This is a genomic window from Pyxidicoccus sp. M15, assembly GCF_056858435.1.
In genome coordinates this window covers 7018680-7037088 of sequence record NZ_CM166495.1, presented here as the reverse complement: position 1 = coordinate 7037088, position 18409 = coordinate 7018680, and the positions used below count along the sequence as shown (strand labels likewise).

17 protein-coding genes are annotated in these 18409 nt (G+C 68.8%); 7 read left to right on the top strand and 10 right to left on the bottom strand.

From position 1 onward, the window contains the following. Positions 1-2 precede the first annotated feature (2 nt). Positions 3-641 (bottom strand): hypothetical protein, encoded by a 639-nt coding sequence (locus tag ACX9TP_RS25975; protein ID WP_482973303.1) that lies wholly within the window; start codon positions 639-641, stop codon positions 3-5. A gap of 316 nt (positions 642-957) precedes the next feature. On the opposite strand from ACX9TP_RS25975, the gene ACX9TP_RS25970 reads away from it, so the two are divergent. After that, complete coding sequence (locus ACX9TP_RS25970) at positions 958-2310, top strand: DUF3943 domain-containing protein (protein WP_482973302.1); 1353 nt, start codon at positions 958-960, stop codon at positions 2308-2310. Between the two features lie 12 nt (positions 2311-2322). Here ACX9TP_RS25970 and ACX9TP_RS25965 read toward each other — a convergent pair whose 3' ends face one another. Both ACX9TP_RS25965 and ACX9TP_RS25960 read right to left on the bottom strand, forming a co-directional pair. Further along, entirely contained in the window at positions 2323-3168 is an 846-nt protein-coding gene (locus ACX9TP_RS25965; protein ID WP_482973301.1) for an endonuclease/exonuclease/phosphatase family protein, read from the bottom strand. Positions 3169-3445: 277 nt separating this feature from the next. Continuing rightward, positions 3446-4219 (bottom strand): SDR family NAD(P)-dependent oxidoreductase, encoded by a 774-nt coding sequence (locus tag ACX9TP_RS25960; RefSeq protein WP_482973300.1) that lies wholly within the window; start codon positions 4217-4219, stop codon positions 3446-3448. Between the two features lie 298 nt (positions 4220-4517). On the opposite strand from ACX9TP_RS25960, the gene ACX9TP_RS25955 reads away from it, so the two are divergent. Then, on the top strand, positions 4518-6800 hold the full coding sequence (locus ACX9TP_RS25955; protein ID WP_482973299.1) for a zinc-dependent metalloprotease: 2283 nt from the start codon (positions 4518-4520) through the stop codon (positions 6798-6800). A gap of 58 nt (positions 6801-6858) precedes the next feature. On the opposite strand, the gene ACX9TP_RS25950 is transcribed toward ACX9TP_RS25955, so the two are convergent. The 3 genes from ACX9TP_RS25950 to ACX9TP_RS25940 form a co-directional block, all read right to left on the bottom strand. Further along, on the bottom strand, positions 6859-7275 hold the full coding sequence (locus ACX9TP_RS25950) for an STAS/SEC14 domain-containing protein (protein ID WP_482973298.1): 417 nt from the start codon (positions 7273-7275) through the stop codon (positions 6859-6861). Between the two features lie 206 nt (positions 7276-7481). Further along, positions 7482-9317, bottom strand: a complete 1836-nt coding sequence (locus tag ACX9TP_RS25945; protein ID WP_482973297.1) for a fibronectin type III domain-containing protein — start codon at positions 9315-9317, stop codon at positions 7482-7484. A 153-nt stretch (positions 9318-9470) separates the two neighbouring features. Continuing rightward, the gene (locus ACX9TP_RS25940; protein WP_482973296.1) at positions 9471-9650 is read right to left on the bottom strand and encodes a hypothetical protein; all 180 of its coding nucleotides are present in this window, start codon (positions 9648-9650) and stop codon (positions 9471-9473) included. 191 nt (positions 9651-9841) lie between these two features. Between ACX9TP_RS25940 and ACX9TP_RS25935 the strand changes: the two genes are divergently transcribed. Together ACX9TP_RS25935 and ACX9TP_RS25930 are read left to right on the top strand one after the other, a co-directional pair. After that, positions 9842-10321, top strand: coding sequence for a VOC family protein (locus tag ACX9TP_RS25935; RefSeq protein ID WP_482973295.1), 480 nt, complete (start codon positions 9842-9844; stop codon positions 10319-10321). Positions 10322-10715: 394 nt separating this feature from the next. Then, positions 10716-11237, top strand: coding sequence for a hypothetical protein (locus ACX9TP_RS25930; RefSeq protein ID WP_482973294.1), 522 nt, complete (start codon positions 10716-10718; stop codon positions 11235-11237). A 193-nt stretch (positions 11238-11430) separates the two neighbouring features. Here the strand turns inward: ACX9TP_RS25930 and proC are convergent, their stop codons facing one another. From proC to ACX9TP_RS25915, 3 genes are all read right to left on the bottom strand, one after another. Then, positions 11431-12294: a pyrroline-5-carboxylate reductase gene (gene proC, locus ACX9TP_RS25925; RefSeq protein ID WP_482973293.1), complete on the bottom strand. Its 864-nt coding sequence runs from the start codon at positions 12292-12294 to the stop codon at positions 11431-11433. A gap of 278 nt (positions 12295-12572) precedes the next feature. Further along, positions 12573-13877, bottom strand: coding sequence for a hypothetical protein (locus tag ACX9TP_RS25920; RefSeq protein WP_482973292.1), 1305 nt, complete (start codon positions 13875-13877; stop codon positions 12573-12575). A 122-nt stretch (positions 13878-13999) separates the two neighbouring features. After that, positions 14000-14266 carry a hypothetical protein gene (locus ACX9TP_RS25915; RefSeq protein ID WP_482973291.1) on the bottom strand — a complete coding sequence of 89 codons (267 nt, stop codon included), beginning with the start codon at positions 14264-14266 and terminating at the stop codon, positions 14000-14002. A gap of 320 nt (positions 14267-14586) precedes the next feature. On the opposite strand from ACX9TP_RS25915, the gene ACX9TP_RS25910 reads away from it, so the two are divergent. Then, positions 14587-15690, top strand: coding sequence for a hypothetical protein (locus ACX9TP_RS25910; protein WP_482973290.1), 1104 nt, complete (start codon positions 14587-14589; stop codon positions 15688-15690). A 47-nt stretch (positions 15691-15737) separates the two neighbouring features. Next, entirely contained in the window at positions 15738-16688 is a 951-nt protein-coding gene (locus ACX9TP_RS25905; protein WP_482973289.1) for a LysR family transcriptional regulator, read from the top strand. Positions 16689-16725: 37 nt separating this feature from the next. On the opposite strand, the gene ACX9TP_RS25900 is transcribed toward ACX9TP_RS25905, so the two are convergent. Continuing rightward, positions 16726-17202 carry an AtaL-like protein gene (locus ACX9TP_RS25900; protein WP_482973288.1) on the bottom strand — a complete coding sequence of 159 codons (477 nt, stop codon included), beginning with the start codon at positions 17200-17202 and terminating at the stop codon, positions 16726-16728. Positions 17203-17362: 160 nt separating this feature from the next. Between ACX9TP_RS25900 and ACX9TP_RS25895 the strand changes: the two genes are divergently transcribed. Continuing rightward, positions 17363-18028 (top strand): HAD family hydrolase, encoded by a 666-nt coding sequence (locus ACX9TP_RS25895; protein WP_482973287.1) that lies wholly within the window; start codon positions 17363-17365, stop codon positions 18026-18028. Positions 18029-18409: the final 381 nt, after the last annotated feature.

Here is an 18409-nt window from a genome sequence, read left to right as displayed (position 1 = left end):
GCTCACCGCCGCCGGGACGGAGTCCCCTCGTTCCCGGTGAGCTCCATGATGAAGGGAAGCTTCAGCAGCAGCCCCACCTGCGCATTCTCCCGGAGCCGCCGCTCGCCCCGCTCGTACACGGCGTGGAAGCTCGCGTAGGCGGTCACATAGGCGATGGTCAGCAGGCCGCGCACCTGGAAGCCGCCGCCGAGCTGGCCCCGGCGCAGCTCCCCCAGCAACCCCAGGTCCAGCCCCAGCGGCCCCCATCCCACCTCCGGGCCCAGGCTGATGCGCGTGGCCCGGTTGGGCAGCGACTGCACCAGGTCCGCGTAGCCCCCGAGCCATATGAAGTCCCGGCCGCGAAGCTTCACCATGCTCGCCTCGAGACCCACCACCGGGTACGTGTCCCCCTGGGGAAGGATTTCGCGCTGGTCCGCGGACTCGTCACCGCCGAGGCCCAGGTTGAGCCCGAGGGAAAGGTAACGCCCCTCGAGCGGCGCCGTCGCGAGCTGGAACGGCTCCGCGCGTGACGCCCGCCGTCCGCGCCCCGCCGCCAGGCCCTCCGAGGAGACCAGGCCCACCCCGCTCACGGCCAGCACCCACAGGAGGGACGCCGCGCTCCGCGCACGGAGCCGCGACTTCGAATCAGCGGAAGAGCCCATGTCCACATGATGCCGGCTCACCCGAGCCGGACGCCATCCCCCCGCTCTGACACCTGGGCTGGTCGCACGGGGGCGTGAGCAGCCGCCCGTGGCCCGCTGCTGCGCTGTTGCCCGATGCGGTGCCTGCCGCTGGCCCCTCCCCAGAAGGAGGGGCGCCTCGCGGATGGCGGCTGCCTACCTTGGGCGGGCGCGGCAGGAGCCCGAGACGGGGCTGGCGGACAGGTGGGGCGCGGTCATTCACATGGGAACAGGCAGCCTCGGTCCGCGACGTGGAGGGCGTCGGCGCGCCGTCCAGGCGGGGCGGCTTGCTCTGGGAGTGCTGGAGCTCATCTTCGCCGCCTCTCGCGCGGCGGAAGCGACGCTGCCCGAGGATGCCCCCCGGGCCGAGCCCGCAGTCGACGAGGCCACGGCGCCGGAGCGCCACCCGTGGCTCGCGCTGGGGGAGGTCACCGCCATCAACCTGGTGGTGTGGACCTATGACCGGACGCTCGGCCAGAAGGACTGGGCACGTGTGAGCCTCCAGACGTGGAAGGACAACCTGCGTACGGGCTTTGTCTGGGATGGGGATGGCTTCTCCACGAACCAGTTCGCGCATCCCTACCACGGCGGCCTCTACTACACGGCCGCGCGTGACAACGGCTTCTCCTTCGTGAGCGCCATCCCCTTCACGCTCCTGGGGAGCATCCAGTGGGAGTTGTTCGCGGAGACCGAGCCGCCGTCCATCAATGACCTCGTCAACACCACGATGGGCGGGGTGGCCGTGGGCGAGGCCCTCTACCGGCTGTCTTCCACCGTGCTCGATACAGAGGCCACGGGGAGTGACCGGTTCGGCCGGGAGCTGACGGCGGGCCTCATCAGTCCCGTTCGCGGAGTCAACCGGCTGCTGCGCGGTGATGCCTTCCGGCATGAGCCCACCCCCTCCGACTGGCGTTCTCGCGCGCTCGCGGGCTGGGCCACGGTGGGCTACCTGAGGTTGGGGGACGGCAAGCTCCTGGCGCGAGCCAAGGACCAGTTCTTCACCCAGTTCGCCCTGCGCTACGGGGACGCGTTCCGTGGAGACATCCGTCGCCCCTTCGACGCCTTCGACGTGCACATCCAGTTCACCACGCGGGAGGACAGCCTGGTCAGCCACGCGCTGCTGACGGGCCTGCTCGCGGCGAAGGTGCTGGTGCGTACCGAGCAAGACGAGCTGCGGCTGGGTCTCTCGCAGCAACTGAGCTACACGGACACGATTGCCTACGAGGTGGGCGGACAGTCCCTGGACGTGGGCCTTCTGCACCAGCGCCAGCTCTCCGCGCGCTCGAAGCTGAAGGCAGTGCTGTCATTGAAAGGCAGCGTCCTCACGGGCATCTCCTCCGCGCACCAGGGGTCCGAAGGCCGCGATTACGACTATGGCCCCGGCGCGGGTGTGCAGCTCCGTGTCGCCTACGCGCGCGACGCGTGGGACCTCGTCACGCTGGAGATGGACCTGTCACGCGTCGTGGTGCTGGACGGCGCGGGCGGCTCGCACCAGGTGCACACCGGGCAGCTCCAGGTGGACCTCCCCGTGGTCGGCGGGCTGGGCCTGGGCTCGGAGGTCAACGTCTTCCAGCATCACAGCCGCTTCGACGGCTTCCCGGACGTGACCAAGGACACCTATGAGCTGCGTTTCTTCCTGTCCGTGCACTGAAGGGCCACCGTCTCACGGACCCTCCACGCGCGTCGGCTCCTGCACCGGGGCCGTGGGCAGCGCGAAGTCCGCCACCACCGGGAAGTGGTCGGAGAGCCACACGTGCTCGACCTGGGACCTGCGCTGCCGGAGCCCCTGGAAGAAAATCCAGTCGACCTGATGGGGCGTCAGCGTGATTGTGCGGTTGTATTTCTTGAGCGTGGGCTGCAGCCCCTGGCGTTCAATCTCGTGGAGGGACTCCTCACGGCTCCAGAGGTCCCAGTACTTGCTGAGGCTGTTCAGGTCTCCCAGCAGTATCACCGGCGAGTCGGGGTGCGTCGCGCGCCACTCCGCCAGATGGGCGAGGATGACCCGCGTCTGCCGCAGCCGTCCCTCCTCCCAGGTCAGGTGGTCCTTGTTCGGACGATTCTCCAGGTGCGCGTTGTAGACGCGGATGCGCACCGTCCCCGTCCCGTTCGCGGCGGGCACGTCGATGTCCGCCCATACGGCGGAGCGGGGCTGGCGGACGTTCGGCAGCTCGATAGCGCCGGAGTCGACGATGGGATGTCGGCTGAAGATGGCCTCGACCCTGCCGCACATCATCTTCCCGACAGGGTCCGAGAGTGCGAACGCGTAGTAGGACGAGCCACCGAACGAGCGCATGAGCGTGTCGAAGTAGTCGAGCTGCCAGCCGCCCTCATCCGAGCACAGTTCCTGGAGACCGAGGATGTCGACATCTCGCATCCTCTCGCGCTCGTGGAACGCCTCGCTCATCGAGCTGGACCCGCCATCCCGCTCGTCAATCAAGGCCTTGCCGAGGTGCACGTTGTAGGTGATGACGCGCAGCCGTCCCTCGGAAGCGGGGATCCTGTCGAACAACGGCTCCGGCAGACTCATGCAACCCGTGCCGAGCAGGAGCTGCACCACACAGAAGGTCAGCAGCCGAGCGAATCGGGGCCCGCGAGCGTGGAATGGATTCGAAAATGGCACGGGCCCGTAACTTCTGGAGCCGGCCTTCTCTTTCGCCAGGCAGCACATGCAGACGGCCTCCCGCCTCCCCTCCTGGGTCCAGGAAACGGCCGGCGGCCCTGCGGCAACCGGCCTTTTCCTGTCTTGAGCCGGGGTGTTGGCGTCCGCCCCTCCCGCCCCGCGTTGCTCAGGGTAGGCTGGAGGACCAGCCACCGTCCACGGGGTAGGCACCGCCGGTGCAGTAGCTGCTGTCATCGCTGGCAAGGAAGAGGTTCAGCCGGGCGACCTCCTCGTTGGAGGCGAAGCGCTTGAGGGGCACGCGCCCGGCGACCCACTCCCGGATCGCGGCCGCGTTGCCGGCCCCCAGCTTCTGCTCCACGTTGGTCATCATGTCGTTGTCGACGGGGCCCGGGCACACCGCGTTGACCCGGATGCGGTGGGGCGCGCCGTCGAGCGCGGCCGCGCGAGCGAGCCCCACGACGGCGTGCTTGCTGGTCACGTAGGGCGAGGAGATGCCCATTCCACCCAGGCCTCCCGCCGAGGAGGTGAGGATGATGCTCCCGCCGCCGCGCTTCTGCAGCTCGGGGAACGCGTACTTGATGGCCAGCCACGTACCGCGCACGTTGATGGCCATCACCGAGTCGAAGGACTCCACGGAGATGTCGGAGATGGGGCGGAACTCCCCCTGGATGCCCGCGTTGCTCACCAGGATGTCGAGCCCGCCGTGGCGCTCCACCGTCTCACGGAGGTAGCGCTGGGTGTCCTCGACCTGGGAGACATCCGCCACGGTGTAGCCGACGTTCTCCTGGTTGATCGCCTGCACCGTCTTGCGGAGCTTCTCCTCGTTGCGGCCCACCACCACCACCCGGGCGCCCTCCTGGGCGAAGAGCGCGGCCGTCGCCGCTCCAATGCCACTGCCGCCGCCGGTGATGACCGCGACCTTGCCCTGCAACCGCTTCATGATGTGCTCCCTGTCGAGGCGACTGGTGTTCCAGCCCCTGCGGATACTAGAGGGCGCGCGTCAGTTGCACGAGTACCCCAGGTGCACAAGCGGCGATGCTCACGGTGTTGCGCGGCGGCTCCAGGAAATGGGGAGTTGTGCAACGCCTTCGCGAAAAAGGCATATCGCGCACGGACGGATTCATTGCCTGGTGAGAGGCATCCGCGGGGCAGGGGAATGAAGCTGAGGGGCCTGCAAGCGGGTGCCGTTTGTCCGGAAGCGGGATGCGACGGGCGCATCCCCGACCCGGAGACACCTCATGTGGAGAAGTCGATTCGACTCATCACGCGCCTGGTTGAGCGCCGCGTCCCTGGCCCTGGTGCTGAGCACGGGTTGTGGCAGTCCCACGAACCCGCCGTCGCCCGCTGTCCCGGAAGCGCCTGACACCGGGGCGGCGGTGGAGCTGGAGGGTTCCTTCGTGGCCGTACCCCGCGAGGTGAGCGCGGAGCAGAAGCACCAGGCGGAGCAGAAGCTGGACGGCGTGGTGGAGGACTCCGGCACCAGCTTCTACCTGGCCATCCGGCGAAGCGAGCTGGGCCAGAAGTGGTTCATGTCCGCGTACCTCAAGCAGAACCATCCGGGAGGCGCCATCATGAGCGCGGCCCGCTCCGTGGGCACCCGGGTGGTGAGCTTCAAGGAACAGAACGGCAAGCTCTTCGTCCTCGACGTGGACGACCGCAAGGTCTTGAGCGACGTGTTCGACCCGGACGTGGTGGTGGAGGCGTACCCCATCGTTACCGACCACGGCCCGTTCAACCGCGCTCGCGGCTCGGGCCAGTACGTGCTCATCGACCCGACGGCGGGGCTCAACCGCTTCGGGGTGATGGGGGACAGGTTCGGTTCGCGCGGCGCCCGGTTCCAGGTGGAGCTGAGCTTCGCGCAGCGCTTCCGCCGCCTCGTGGACGGCATCGCCTTCGAGCAGGTCTTCACCGGCTACCTGGACGTACCCGCCGCCGACGCCCAGACCTTCCTGGAGAACAACCCGTTCCGAAACTCGGGCACCCTCGCCATCGCCCTGCGCAGGTACGCGGAGGGCGTGGGCTATACGCCCACGCCGCTGCCGCCCCGGGAGCACTACTTCCGGAGCGCGGAGCGCTTCATCCCCAACACGGCGGGCCTGACCGAGCAGGTGGCCGCGAAGTGGAACATCCACCCGGGCATGACGCCCATCCGGTGGCACATCACCTCCAGCATCCTCACGGTGCAGAACGACCCGCGGTACCAGGGCTATGACCTGGTGGGCGCGGTGAAGCGCGGCATCGAGGGCTGGAACTCCGCGTTCGGCTTCAAGGCGCTGGAGGCCGTCGTGGCCGACGATGCGTCGAGCTTCGCGGACGACGAGAAGAACGCCCTCATCTTCGACACGGACGAAGGCGTTCCGTTTGCCTTCGCCAACTGGCGCACCAACCCCAACACGGGAGAGATTCGCGGCGCCAGCATCTACGTCCCCGCGTTGTGGGTGTGGTGGGCGGACGCGCAGTTCGATGACGACCCCACCGCGCGGCTCGCCCCGCCCAGGGCACCCCGGCCCCTCTCCCTGTCGTGGGCCGGAATGCAGAGCGCCTCGTTGTGCGAACTGGAGCTGTCGGCCCCCTGGGAGGCGGAGCTGGAGGCGGGGACGCAGGCCTCGCGCCAGGCCATCGCGTCACTCACCAAGAAGCAGAAGGTGGAGGCGTACCTCACCAACGTCGTGCTGCACGAGATTGGCCATACCCTGGGCCTGCGCCACAACTTCATGGCCTCGCGGGTGAACGACGGCAGCCCCACGAGCCCTCCCGCCTCGTCGGTGATGGACTATCTCGAGGACGGGGAGGCCATCCTCATGGTCGCCCCCGGACCGTATGACGTGGACGCGGTGCGCTACCTCTACGGCCTGTCGTCGCAGCTGCCCGGCCAGGCGTTCTGCACGGACGAGGACACGAGCGTCGACCCGTACTGCAACCTGAGTGACCGCTTCGATGACCCGCTCCGGAAGTTCTACATCCCCCGGTTCCACGAGCGGCTCGACGTGTGGATGCGCGGCACGAGCCCCCTCACGCAGGTGCTCCGCAGCTTCGACTTCAACGTCAAGTTCCCCTTGCAGTTCGTGCGAGCGGGAGATGCCCAGACGCGGGCCGCCGCGTACCTGCTCACCCTGGCCCCGCTGAGGCCGCCCTTGCAGATTCCCGCCAACGCGCCGGCGACGTATGCCGCCCGCGCGGACGAGCTCGCGTGGCGCACGCTCGCGCGCCTGTATCTGGACCCCGCGGCGAGTCGCGGCACCTTCACCGCCAATCCGCCCAACTCGCCGGAGCTGCTGCCGCTGGTGATTGCGGACGCGGAGGCCATCCTCCTCAACACGGACGGCGTCCGCGGCTTCACCGCGCGGCGCACCATGGTGGACATCCTGAAGCTCCAGCAGACGCTGGCGTCCTACGCGGCCCTGCGCGGGGCGCACGACACGCTCAGCGCACAGCTGCCGTCGCTGAGTGGAGATGAGCGCTTGCAGACCGAGGACCTCATCGCCCGCATCTCCGCGGCTGTCTCTCCCTACTACCGCTGAAGTGGGCGCTCGCGCCGGTGGAGCGGCTCTTCCACCGGCGCGGGTTCCAAGAGGTGAATCAGCTGGCCTTGCGCTGCGCGAAGTCACTCCGGTGTTGGGCAATCCAGGCGTGGGCCTCTTCGACGGTTGGCACGAACACCGTCTCGAAGGTCGTCTTGCCGGTGAAGAGCAGCGCCAGGGCGATGGCCTTCCCGAAGGTGCGCTGGACGATATCGGCGCCCACGTAGATGGCGGCGTGGAACCACTCGGAGTGGCCATGCTCGGAGAGGTACCTGCGGCCGGCCGTGTCCAGCTGGGAGCGGCCGACGTCGACGATGCAGAAGTATTGCCCGCGGCGCTCGTAGTGCCCCCTGTAGAGCTGCAACGCGCACATCACCTCTTCCAGGGAGATGAGGCCATTGAAGGTTGCCACCAGGATGTCTGGCGGCTCGAAATGGACGTGGTGCGCGCCGAACTTCACCTCTTCCTGATGCATGTCGTCCCCCCGGGAGTCAGCAATGGCGCGTGCGGTCAGCGCCCGCCTTCTCGAAACGCGGCACCCGCCGGATTCTTTACGCGGGTGCCCCGCGGGGCTGTTCTCTCCACGACATGCACAGGGATTGCGCGAATCGGGGGCGCACCCAGGCGAGCCCCCCATCCCCGTTGCGGCTGGGCGCGCGACAACGGCATCCGCCGACGTGCCTACGGGTAGGTGTCCAGGTACGCGCGGTGGCTGTTGGAGAACTCGAACTGGGTGAACTTGTCCCAGTTGATGGACCAGGTCATCAGCCCCTTGAACCCGGGGTAGCCCGCCGTGTTGCGCAGGACGTAGGCACCGCCGAAGGACTGGCCCTTGATGAGGTAGTCCAGCGCCTTCTGCACGTTGGCCGGCGTGGTGTACCCGCCGCCCGCCGCCTGGGGTGAGGAGGGCAGGCCAATCAGGACCTGCTCGGGCCGGAGCGCCGGGAACATCGCGCTGGTGTTGCCTGCCACCGGGAAGCCGCGCAGGAGCATCTCCGCCATGGCCACGTGGAAGTCAGAGGTGCCCTGCGCGTAGGCCCGGCCATCCAGCGCCGTCACCGTCCCGGTGTTGTAGTGCTGCACGTGCAGGTAGTTCAGCCGGTCGCGCAGCGCGTGGATGACGGGCAGGTAGGCGCCCCAGGGCCCGCCGTAGGCGGCCATGCCACCCTGCACATAGGCCGTCTCGGGGGCCATGGTGAGGATGAAGTTCGCCCCGTTGCGGTCGAGGAGCTGCCGCGTGGCCTGGATGAGGTTGAGGATTCGCGGCGTGGTGGGGTTGCGGAAGTCGGTGTCCCCGCCGTTGAGCGACAGCGAGCTGCCTTCCAGGTCCAGGTCCAGCCCGTCGAAGCCATACGTGTCGATGAGTGACTGCATGCTGGTGACGAAGTTCTGCCGGGCGGTGGCGTCATCCAGGTGCACCGTTCCATTCGCGCCGCCGATGGAGATGAGCACCTTCTTGCCCTGGCTCTTCAGGAAGGCGATGTCCGCCTTGAAGTCGGCGACCGTCGCGTTGTACGGCGAGAACGCCATGTTGCCCGAGCCCGCGCCACCCACCGGCTCCGCGAACGCGACCTGGATGACGTTGAACTTCGGAGACACCTCGCGCAGCCGGATGTTGGTCGAGCCGTTGTCGAAGTTGTGCCAGTAGCCCACGAGAATCTTGCTGCCCGACGGCTGGGTGCCGCTCGTCGTCGCGGACACGGTATTGCTCGCCACCGAGCGGTTTCCGGCCGCGTCCCGCGCCTTCGCGGTGAACGTGTACGTCGTGTTCGCCGCCAGGCCGGACACGGTGACGCTGGTGGCGCCCGGGGTGCTCGCGGACGCGGCCGCGCCACCGTTGACGAAGACCTCGTAGCCGGTGACGCCCACGTCGTCCGTGGACGCGCTCCACGCCAGGGAGACGCTGCTGCTGGTGACGCCCGTGGAGCGCAGGCTGCCCGGAGCGGTGGGGGCCTGGGTGTCGGGGAGCGGTCGTGCTGGCGTAGTGGTGCTGTACGCGGCGCTGGCCGCCGAGCGGTTTCCGGCCGCATCCCGGGCCTTCACGGTGAAGGTGTACGTGGTGTTCTCCGACAGGCCCGTCACGGTGACGCTGGTTGCACCCGTGGTGCTGGCGGATGCGGAAGTGCCGCCGTTGACGAAGACCTCGTAGCCGGTGACGCCCACGTTGTCCGTGGACGCGCCCCAGGTCAGCGAAACGCTGTCATACGTCTTCGCTGGAGAGGTGGGCTGGGACGGCGTGGAGGGCGCCTGGGTATCCACCGGCGGCGGGCCCGACCGCTCCAGCCACAGCGCCAGGACGTTGGGCGGCTCCCACCCGGGCAGGGACGTGTGGGACTGGCGGCAGTCATAGGCCTTGCCTTCATACGAGGCGATGTCGCCCACGGCATAGGCGACGTAGGGAGCCCACTGCCCGCGGTCCGCGGCGGACGCCGGCGTGGGGAGCAGGGACAGCAACAAGGTGGCGAGGACCACCAGGGCGGAGAAGCCCACCCGGTGGAGGTGACGGAGAGGCGGCATGGAGGATTGCCTTTCAGGAACGGTGAGGTGCCCACGCCAAGAGAGCGACGTGGTCCGCCTTTCGGGTCAAACCCTTTGAAACGAAGCGGGGAAGGGCGACGCCTGAGCGCCGTCCTCCTCCAGGTGCCCCGCTCGCGTTGGAGTCTGGATTCGTCACGGGAGCACGCGCTCGCAGCGGCCCGGGATGGCGCCCTTGCGCAGCTCGTGGTTCATCCCGTGCGGGAAGCCGACCTGCTTCGTCTTCGGCTTCTTCCCGCGCGGGTCCACACACTCCGCGGTCGCTGCGACCTGGGGTCCGACCTCAGTGTCGAGTTGCTCACATCTCAGTGCCATGCGCGGCTCCCGGTTCACCTTCGTCTCCGAGCTACAGCGCGCACAGTGTCTGCAACGACGATGGTGGGTTCAGGCTCGGTGGGGCGGGCTCGAGCCCGGCTTGCGCAGGTCCGTTTGGCCGTCATGCAAGTACGTCCCCTGTGGTATGGACGCCAGCGCATCGCAATCCACCCAAACCCGGGAGACGCGAGATGGTCAGCAAGAACACGATATGCCTTTGGTTCGACGGCACCGCGCTCGATGCCGCGACGTTCTACGCCAAGACGTTCCCGGACAGCGCGGTGGGGGCGGTCCATCGCGCGCCAAATGACTTCCCTTCGGGCAAGAAGGGCGACGTCCTGACGGTCGAGTTCACCGTGATGGGGATTCCCTGTCTGGGCCTGAACGGGGGGCCGGCGTTCAAGCACAGTGAGGCGTTCTCGTTCCAGGTGGCGACTGACGACCAGGCGGAGACCGACCGCCTGTGGAACGCGATCGTCAACAACGGCGGCCAGGAAAGCGAATGCGGCTGGTGCAAGGACAAGTGGGGGCTGTCCTGGCAGATCACGCCTCGCGCGCTGACTGCGGCGATCAATGACCCCGACCAGGCAGCGTCCAAGCGCGCGTTCGACGCCATGATGACCATGCGAAAGATCGACATCGCCAAGATTGAAGCGGCGCGACGGGGCTGACGCTCACGGTCTCAGCCGGAAAAAGGGGCGGAGGGACACTTTCCACCTTCGCGACGTCCAGCGTGCGTGGGCACGAGCTCGGAGACAGTGTCCCCGCTCCTGGGCGGTGCAAGACGGGCTCCGGCTCGGAGGTACGCATCCAGGAATCGCCAGAGGCCTGAGCCGGCTCGGCGAGCTGCACCGGCTTCTGTGGGACTTTGGCGGAGTCACGCGCACGTCTTGCGAGTGCCACCGCGGCTGACGTGCTCGCGTGAGGACGTGGCCTGATCAGGGGAGGGGCAGGATCCTCCACTACCTGGTCGGGCAATGGGGGTGCTGGTGCGGCGGGTTGTAATACTGGGGCACCGGCACGCAGTACATCGAGTACATCCGGGAGTGCTAGCCATTGCGGCTCATGGACAACAACTTTCGGGATGAGGTACTCGCGATCCTCTCACCCCACATGCTCATCACGGGCCCGGGCGGCGTCACTTTTGATTTCCAACCGATGAACGCCAGAAGCCAGGCCGCCTTTCCGGGTCTCGACGAGATAAAGCAGAACATCAGCCACATGACCCTCGCGGAGGGCAAGCGGGTGGGCATAACCATGTATGGCGATGCCTCCTTCTCCATCGATGCCTACAAGATGGAGCACTTTCCAAGCTTCGCGCATTTCGTGGCCTCGGTGATTGTCCATGAAGCCCGTCGGGCTCACTCCCTCCGTGGTGTCGAGCTGGAGCCGTTCGTGCCCGAGAAAGGCTGGAAGACGCTCTTCGAACACTTCGCCAGGGGAGTGACCGGGCGTAACATCTTTTCAGGGAGGGGGCGTCTGGGAAACCCGAGCCACGCCTGCAGAATCCTGGCAACCGGCAACGAACAACTGTATGCGATGAATTGCAGCAGCAATTACGCCACCCTCCTCATGCAGACGTCGTAGGTGAAGTCACCCCGGTTGCGCGCCTCTCCCGCACTTCGTGGTGTTCCCCTCGTAAGAGCAAGCAGGCGCGGCAGGCTGCCAGCGGGGGCGAGTACACCGCGTCACGTGCGCCAGAGGCGCGCTGGCGCCACCTGCGCGTGCCCACCCCTGCTACCGCTGCTGCCGCCTCCTCGCCGCCGCGGGAGCCGCGGCGTCACTTCGGCGCGGTGGCGACGGCGCTGGCGTGACGGGCGGAGGCGTCCGCGCGCTCCTTCGCGCGCTGGATGGCGACGGACACGGCCTCGCCCACGGCGCGGGAGAGGCCATGGGTCTCCAGCGCGACGAGGCCCGCCTCGGTGATGCCGCCCGGGGTCGCCACCTCGGCGATGAGCTTCGCCGTGGTGGCGCCCGGTTCGGCCAGCAGCTTCGCCGCGCCAATGAGCGTGCCCCGCGCCAGCGCCTCCGCCTCCGAGGCCTCCATCCCGTGGGCCCTCGCGGCCTGGGCCAGCGCCTCCACGAAGCGGAACACATACGCGGGCCCCGTACCGGACACGCCCGTGCAGACCGTGAGCTCGGCCTCGGAGACCCACAGCGGCCGTCCCGTCGCCGTGAACAGCGCCTCCGCCGCCCTCCTCGCGGCTTCCGTTCGCCGGGTGCCCTCCGTGAGCGGCGTCACGCCCTCGCCCACGCCCACGGGGGTGTGGGGCATGGCGCGCAGGACGGCGACCCGGGAGGGCAGCGCCGCTTCCAGCTGCTCCAGCCGCACGTCCGCGGACAGCGACACGACGACCTGGCCTTCCTCCAGCGCGGGGGCGATGACCTCCATCAGCTCCGCCATCTGGGCCTGGCGCACCGAGAGCAGGACCACCGCCGCGCCGCGCACCGCCTGGGCGTTGTCGGTGAGGACGTGCACGCCGTGGCGGGAGCGCAGCTCTTCGCCGCGCTCGGGCCGGCGCACGGTGACGCGCAGGTTGGACGGGCGCACCTGGCCGGAGCGGAGCAGGCCCCGGATGATGGCTTCGGCCAGCTTGCCGCCGCCGAGGAGGACGATGGGCGTGGGGACGGGTAGGGGCATCATGGTGGACACGCTCTTCGCTAGAATTTCACTCCGACGGTGGTCCGCAGCTGTGTGTCCAGTGCCGGCACCGTCGGGGGCGGGCGCTGTCATAGCGAGTCAGCCAGCACTACGTCGAGTAGCGCCTGCCCATCCGGGCCGATGCCTCCCAGCCCGGCGCCGAAGCAGCCGTCGTCCGGAGCCAGCCTCCGGAGGGCGGTGCACCGGCTGCGCTCACTGCTGGGGCGAGCCGCCTGCTTCCTGGAGCGGAGTCCCCGTGGAGATGCGCCGTGGGGCCGCGCTCAGAAGTCGAAGTTCCAGCCGGCGAGATGTTGCAGGTCGCGGGCGCCACCCACTGGGATGCGTTCCGGCACGGGCTGGTCGTGCGCCGGGGCGGGCACATCGGTAGCAATCCGTTTGACCCCGGGAGTCTTGTCGAGGCCGCTGCACCAGGTCTGCCAGCGCTCGCCATTCAGACGATTCCGGAAGGCGGTGCCTGCCACCTGGTCGCCCGTGGGCGGGGTGGGGGACAACAGGTCGAGGTATTCCATTCGGCCGCGCACGATGCCCCGTTCATCGGTGCGCACCTCGTGGCAATAGGCGGCACCCCACAGGTCTTCGCGGTAGCGGATGGCGTACACGCTGCCCGGGGTCGGCGGGCCGGGAATGGACCTGGGCCGGCCGCTGGCCGGACTGACTGTCTTGCGGCGCCCCGCGGGCCTTGCCGGCGGCGGCATGGGTTCATCCGCCGGTCGCTCGAGATGGCCGAACAGCGTGGTCACCAACGCTTCGTGGATGCCATCCCCCGCCGTCCACCACGCCAGCGGCGCCGGCACCTCGACCCGCGTGGAGGGACGGCGGTCGCGCTCGATGGCCGGGGTGAACCGGGTCAGCATGCCCGGCTGCTCCGGCGTCTGCAGGATGCCGATGAACGCGAGCGCTTCCAGCACCGTCTCGCACCGCGAGGGGTGGTCGGCGCGCAGCAGCCCGGCCTTCTGGAGCGCGGAACGCGCCTGGCTGTAGCGAGCCGTGGAGGGAAGTGCGCGCAGCAGGTCGAGCACGCGGTGGAACACCCAGACATCTCTCGGCGCAGGTCGGGGCAAGTCCGAGGAGGGGCTGTCGATGGCGGCGGCCAGCGCGAGCGCACCTTCGGCCGGGTGGGAGTCTCCCCAGCCCGAGCCCCCCAGATGGCGGAAGTACGCGGCCTGCGTGGTGTCGATGGCCTCTGCCTTGTAGAAGCAGACCCGGCAGCTGCCGCCGCCCATGGGCTGCTCGGCGTGTGCCGGCATGGAGCGCCCGAGAGCGGTGGCGGGCAGCACGGTCAACCAGGCGGGATCGGCCGACACCATCGAGGCCACGAACGCATCGGCCGCCCGGCGCAGGTCGACCGCCGCGGCGGACTGGCGCAGCCGGTCGATGGCGTCGTCATGCCCCCACAGGGTGAAGACATTGGGCACCAGGCCGGCGGCCCTCAGTTGCTGATGCTCCGCCTCCGTGAAGGTGGAGGGAATCCGGTGGCAATAGCGGCCCTCCTCATCGAAGTAGCTGTTGCGGGAGTCGTAGACACGGGCCAGCAGGGGCATCACGGCGGGGTCGAGAGGGCGCATCCGGGCTCTCGTCTACCAGTCTTCCCACGTCCGCGGCGTGCCCTGCGATGCGCCGGCCTCGGCCCACGGTCCCGATCGAGCGGGGGCCGCCGCGCCCGCGCGTCACAGGGGCGTGCACGCGTCTAGTCCAGCTTCTTCGGCTCGTAGTAGTCGGGCAGCGGCGAGAAGCCGAACCAGAGCGCGTTGATATTGCTGGGCTGCCCCATGGTCGCCAGGTCGAAGGCGAGCCCGACCGAGCCGGGCGTGTACTTGCGCCCGATGAACAGCTCCTTCGCGTCGTTGAACTGGCCCAGGCATGTGTCGAGCCACGTCTGTCGCTCGGTCTGCTCGTCGGCGTCGAGTCCCCGGCGATGGTCACAGCCGTAGAGCCCTTCCTCGGACCCTGACATGCGCGTCCGCTGCCCTAGCCCCTGGTGGCCGGTGACGGGCCGTGCACGCCCGGGAGGGCCGAGCTCTCCCGCAGGAGGCGAGGGCCCGGCAGGGTGAGATCTGCGCCACGCTCGGCAGGTGGGACATCCAGCGGCTGTCGGGGCGCGGAACGATGAAGGGACCGGGGGCGGGCTGCGTCATCAAGGACTGGGAGCCTGGCCTCATCGGCGCGACCCTTTGCAAGACGCGCTAGCGTCGCCGGCCTGGAGGACTGAGCACACAGGCCCTGTTCTCCATCCCCGGCTGTAACCTCCTGCCACGCCCGTGCGTAGGGGGAGACATGGCCGACCTCCTCAATCTCCGGACGCTGTTTCGCCCCCCGCCCCCGCGCACCGCCGGGCCGGCGCCGTTCGTACCGACGTCTGCCCAGCCGCGTGCCCCCCTGACTCCGTCGGCTCCGGTCATCAGGAAGCCGCTGGACACCTTCGCCGCGTCGTCGACGAAGCCGCTCGTCAGGAAGCCGCTGGACACCTTCGCCGCGTTGCCGACGAAGCCGCCGCCGGTGGACCTGGGCGGCAAGGAGGGCGGTGTGCCGGTTCCGCCGTACCCGCGCTCGCTGGACGTCCTTCGCTACGAAGTCGCCCAGCGGCAGGAGCCCCAGCGCGAGGACTTCTCGGACCCGCGGGAGTACAACGCCGCGCATACGGCGTGGGAACGCAAGCTGCTGGTGCTCGAGGCTGCCGCGGGTGACGACTACCTCGCCGACATCGAGAAGAAGGCGCAGGAGACCCCGACGGGCAATGCCATCATCGACGCCGCGCGCGAGGCAGGGGTGGAGGTCGTGGTCCTCCCGAATGAGGAGTACGATAGTCGCTACCCGGGCACCGGCGGAATCAACGACGACGGCGTGGTCTACGTCCCGACAAGGTCGGTTGACGACACGTCGGAAGCGGAGGACGTGGACGTGGTCGTCCATGAGTACGTGCACGCCCTCCTTGGGGACAAGCTCGACCCGAACAACTGGCAACTGCTGCGGCCCTTTCAGGCGGCGCAGGCCTTCGCGGAGCTGGGGCTCCCTCCCGAGGCGGGCGCGGCGGTCGCCCAACAGACGAACGGCTGGGAGGACGGCGTCGCGGTCCAGCACGTGGTGACCGCCTACATCACTCGCAGGATGGAGCGCGAGCGGGATGGCCTCCCGCCGGAGTCGCCCGCGGAGGAGGCCGCGGCCATCGAGCGCATCTCCGACCGTGAGCTGGCGCTGCACTTCCAGCGTGCCCGCGGCGGGGAGTCACCGCCCTCGGACGCGCAGCTCGTCGAGGAATGGGAGAACACGCCCACCGGCCAGCGATACCCGCCCGAGGGCGACACCGTCGAGGAGAAGGCCGCGTGGATCGAGGCGCAGTTGGCGACGCTGGCGGACCCGGCGCACGTCGACCCGCCGTAGCCTGGTGACAACGCGCGAGATAGGCGTGTGAAGCCCGTTCATGGAAGTTGAAGTGTGGCAGCTCTATGCTTCACGGCATGAATGTCTCCGCGTTCGACCTGAACCACGCGCGTGCCCTCCACTTCCTGCTGGAGGAGGCCCACGTCGCGCGGGCGGCGCGGAGACTGGGAATCACGCCTGCGGCGGCGAGCAATGCGCTGCGCCGGCTCCGGAGCGACTTCGATGACCCGCTCCTGGTCCGAACGGGGCGAACGTTGGTGAGGACCCCCCTCGGGGAGCAACTGCGGGCCCCTGCCAGAGAGGTGTTGGCGGCGGCGGAGCGCCTCTTCGACGTGAGCGCTCCGTTCGAGCCCGGCAGCCATGACGGCGAGTTCTTCCTCACGACGTCAGACCGGGTGGCCGAGGCGCTCCTGCCGGCACTCGATGGGCTGCTGACCGCGCGGGCCCCACGAGCAAGCCTGGCCGTCCGAACGGTGACGGTCGACGTCGCGACCCTCCTGAGAGACCGGGGCGGCCTTTCCATCGCGCCCGATACCGCTCGCGAGCGAGGCCTCTCGACGGAGAGGGTGTTCCTGGAGGACTTCGTCTGCGTGCTCCGCGAGGGGCATCCCCTGCTGAAGGGCGCGTGGGCCCCTCGACGATTCGCGGACGCCGAGCACATCCTCGTCGCCCCCCAGGCGCAGTCTCGCCGTGGGGCCGTGGACGACCTGCTCGAGGCGCAGGGGCTTGCACGCCGGATAACGCGGGTGGTGACTTCGTTCGCGCTGGCAATGCCCCTGCTGGTCTCCTCGGACCGCATCGCGGTCCTTCCGCGAAGCTTCGCCCTGGCTCGAGCCAGGGACCTTGGCGTCGTCGTCCGAGCCCTCCCCATCAAGATGTCCCCCATCGTGATGGAGATGGCGTGGCACCCGGGGTACGAGCGAGACCCGAAGCACCTCTGGTTCCGGGGACTCCTGCGGGACGCCGTGCGCGTCGCGGGGCTCCAGGCCCCCAGGTGAGCCGCCAACTGGGCGCGCGGCGGCGCCTGCGTCCCGCTCAGATACGGCCTTCCTGGACGAGCGTCCGGGTCCGCGCCAGGGTGGAGAGCAGGGCCCGCTTGTAGCCACGCTCCTCGCTGTCCATGAGGGCCTGCTCCGTCCGCTCCTTCTCGCCCCCCGGCTCCGCGTTCCTCAAGCCCACCAGGCAGTAGAACTTCAGGTGCAGCGAGCCATCGTCGCCCTCGAGCACCTCGTTGACGATGACGCCCTCTCGCGGTCCCTTGAACTGGTGAAAGGACACCTTGGTCCGGGGCTCGAAGGTGATGATCTCCGATACATCGTCGCCCAGGATGGTGGCCTCGCGGATGATGACCTCCTCGCCGTCGACGACCACGTCGCACCTCGTGCAGGCGCCGGGCGGCAGGAACAGCCTTGCGTCACGCGCCTTGAGCACCAGGCCCTTCCAGAGCTGTTCGTGGGTCAGTGGGAGCTCGCCTGGGGGATTCACGGGGACTGTCGCGGTTGAATAGATCATGGCCGTTGTTCCTGTTCGCGGTTCGGGTGGACAGGTCATGGATAGCCCCGTCCCGCCCTTCACGGAACTTGATGTTGGAAATGCCTGTGCTTCAGGCCATGAATGCATGAGGCGCCACCGATAGGGTGCGGTCGAAGCCGAACCGCGCTAAGTCGCCTGCATGCAGCTCCTCCGCGCAGTGAAGGCGGTCGTCTTCGACATGGACGGCCTGCTGGTCGACACCGAGACGGTCGTCTTCGAGGCCATGAAGCTGGCGGCGCAGCGTTCGGGCCGCGAGCTGCCGTTCGAAGTCTTCATGCGCATGGTCGGCCTGCCCCACGTGCGGAGCAACCTGATTGCGCGGGAGCACTTCGGCGACGACTTCGACCTCGAGCTCTGGCGTGAGGGCGTGCGCGAGCACTACTACGACATCGCCCGGGCGGGCATCTGCCTGAAGGCAGGCGTGCTCGAACTGCTCGACGAACTCGATGCCCGCGGTCTGCCCCGGGCCATCGCCACCTCGTCGGGCCGCGAGGCGGTGGAGCACTCACTGGGCCAGCACGGCCTGCTGTCCCGCTTCCACGCCTTCATCACCCGCGAGGTGCAGACCCATCACAAGCCCCATCCCGAGCCGTTCTTGAAGGCCGCCACGGCGCTGGGGATTGCGCCCCAGGACTGCCTGGCGCTGGAGGACTCCCACAATGGCGTCCGCGCCGCCTCCTCGGCAGGCATGATGACGGTGATGGTCCCGGACCTGCTCGCGCCCACCGAGGAGATGCACGGCCTCTGCGTCCGCATCGCCCGCGACCTGCATGAGGTCCACGCGCTGCTGCGGGCGCAGACGTAGGCCGCCGCGCCCATGTGCGCCCGCTTGTTCCTGCTCGAGTGTTGCACTCCTGGCGCGGTTCGATTCCCGCCGCCTTGGCGCGAATGCGCCGCCGTGGCAGGGGCGAGCCCAGCCGCCGAAGAGGACCCTGTCCATTCCGCATGGTCATCGACCAGGTCTCCCTCGCCCGGCTACAGTGTTCAATGTGCCGAGGCACCTCACGCTCCTCTTGCTGGTCACGCTCACGATGCTGGGGTGTGCAGCCACCTCAGGCGGACGCCGAAGGGAGCTTTACCAAGCGGCCCCGGTCTCTGGCCCTGTTCTGCCACCGCCAACCGAGGGGCATGTGGCGTCGTTTTGCGAGCTGAACCCGGAAGCCTGTTTGGAGCCGCTGCCTGCCCA

Coding starts and splice junctions, on each gene's coding strand:
- ACX9TP_RS25915 (WP_482973291.1), bottom strand. CDS start 14,266: ATGTCAGGGTCCGAGGAAGGGCTCTACGGCTGTGACCATCGCCGGGGA.
- ACX9TP_RS25950 (WP_482973298.1), bottom strand. CDS start 7,275: ATGCATCAGGAAGAGGTGAAGTTCGGCGCGCACCACGTCCATTTCGAG.
- ACX9TP_RS25920 (WP_482973292.1), bottom strand. CDS start 13,877: ATGCGCCCTCTCGACCCCGCCGTGATGCCCCTGCTGGCCCGTGTCTAC.
- ACX9TP_RS25895 (WP_482973287.1), top strand. CDS start 17,363: ATGCAGCTCCTCCGCGCAGTGAAGGCGGTCGTCTTCGACATGGACGGC.
- ACX9TP_RS25960 (WP_482973300.1), bottom strand. CDS start 4,219: ATGAAGCGGTTGCAGGGCAAGGTCGCGGTCATCACCGGCGGCGGCAGT.
- ACX9TP_RS25930 (WP_482973294.1), top strand. CDS start 10,716: ATGGACAACAACTTTCGGGATGAGGTACTCGCGATCCTCTCACCCCAC.
- proC (WP_482973293.1), bottom strand. CDS start 12,294: ATGATGCCCCTACCCGTCCCCACGCCCATCGTCCTCCTCGGCGGCGGC.
- ACX9TP_RS25955 (WP_482973299.1), top strand. CDS start 4,518: ATGTGGAGAAGTCGATTCGACTCATCACGCGCCTGGTTGAGCGCCGCG.
- ACX9TP_RS25900 (WP_482973288.1), bottom strand. CDS start 17,202: ATGATCTATTCAACCGCGACAGTCCCCGTGAATCCCCCAGGCGAGCTC.
- ACX9TP_RS25945 (WP_482973297.1), bottom strand. CDS start 9,317: ATGCCGCCTCTCCGTCACCTCCACCGGGTGGGCTTCTCCGCCCTGGTG.
- ACX9TP_RS25940 (WP_482973296.1), bottom strand. CDS start 9,650: ATGGCACTGAGATGTGAGCAACTCGACACTGAGGTCGGACCCCAGGTC.
- ACX9TP_RS25910 (WP_482973290.1), top strand. CDS start 14,587: ATGGCCGACCTCCTCAATCTCCGGACGCTGTTTCGCCCCCCGCCCCCG.
- ACX9TP_RS25975 (WP_482973303.1), bottom strand. CDS start 641: ATGGGCTCTTCCGCTGATTCGAAGTCGCGGCTCCGTGCGCGGAGCGCG.
- ACX9TP_RS25935 (WP_482973295.1), top strand. CDS start 9,842: ATGGTCAGCAAGAACACGATATGCCTTTGGTTCGACGGCACCGCGCTC.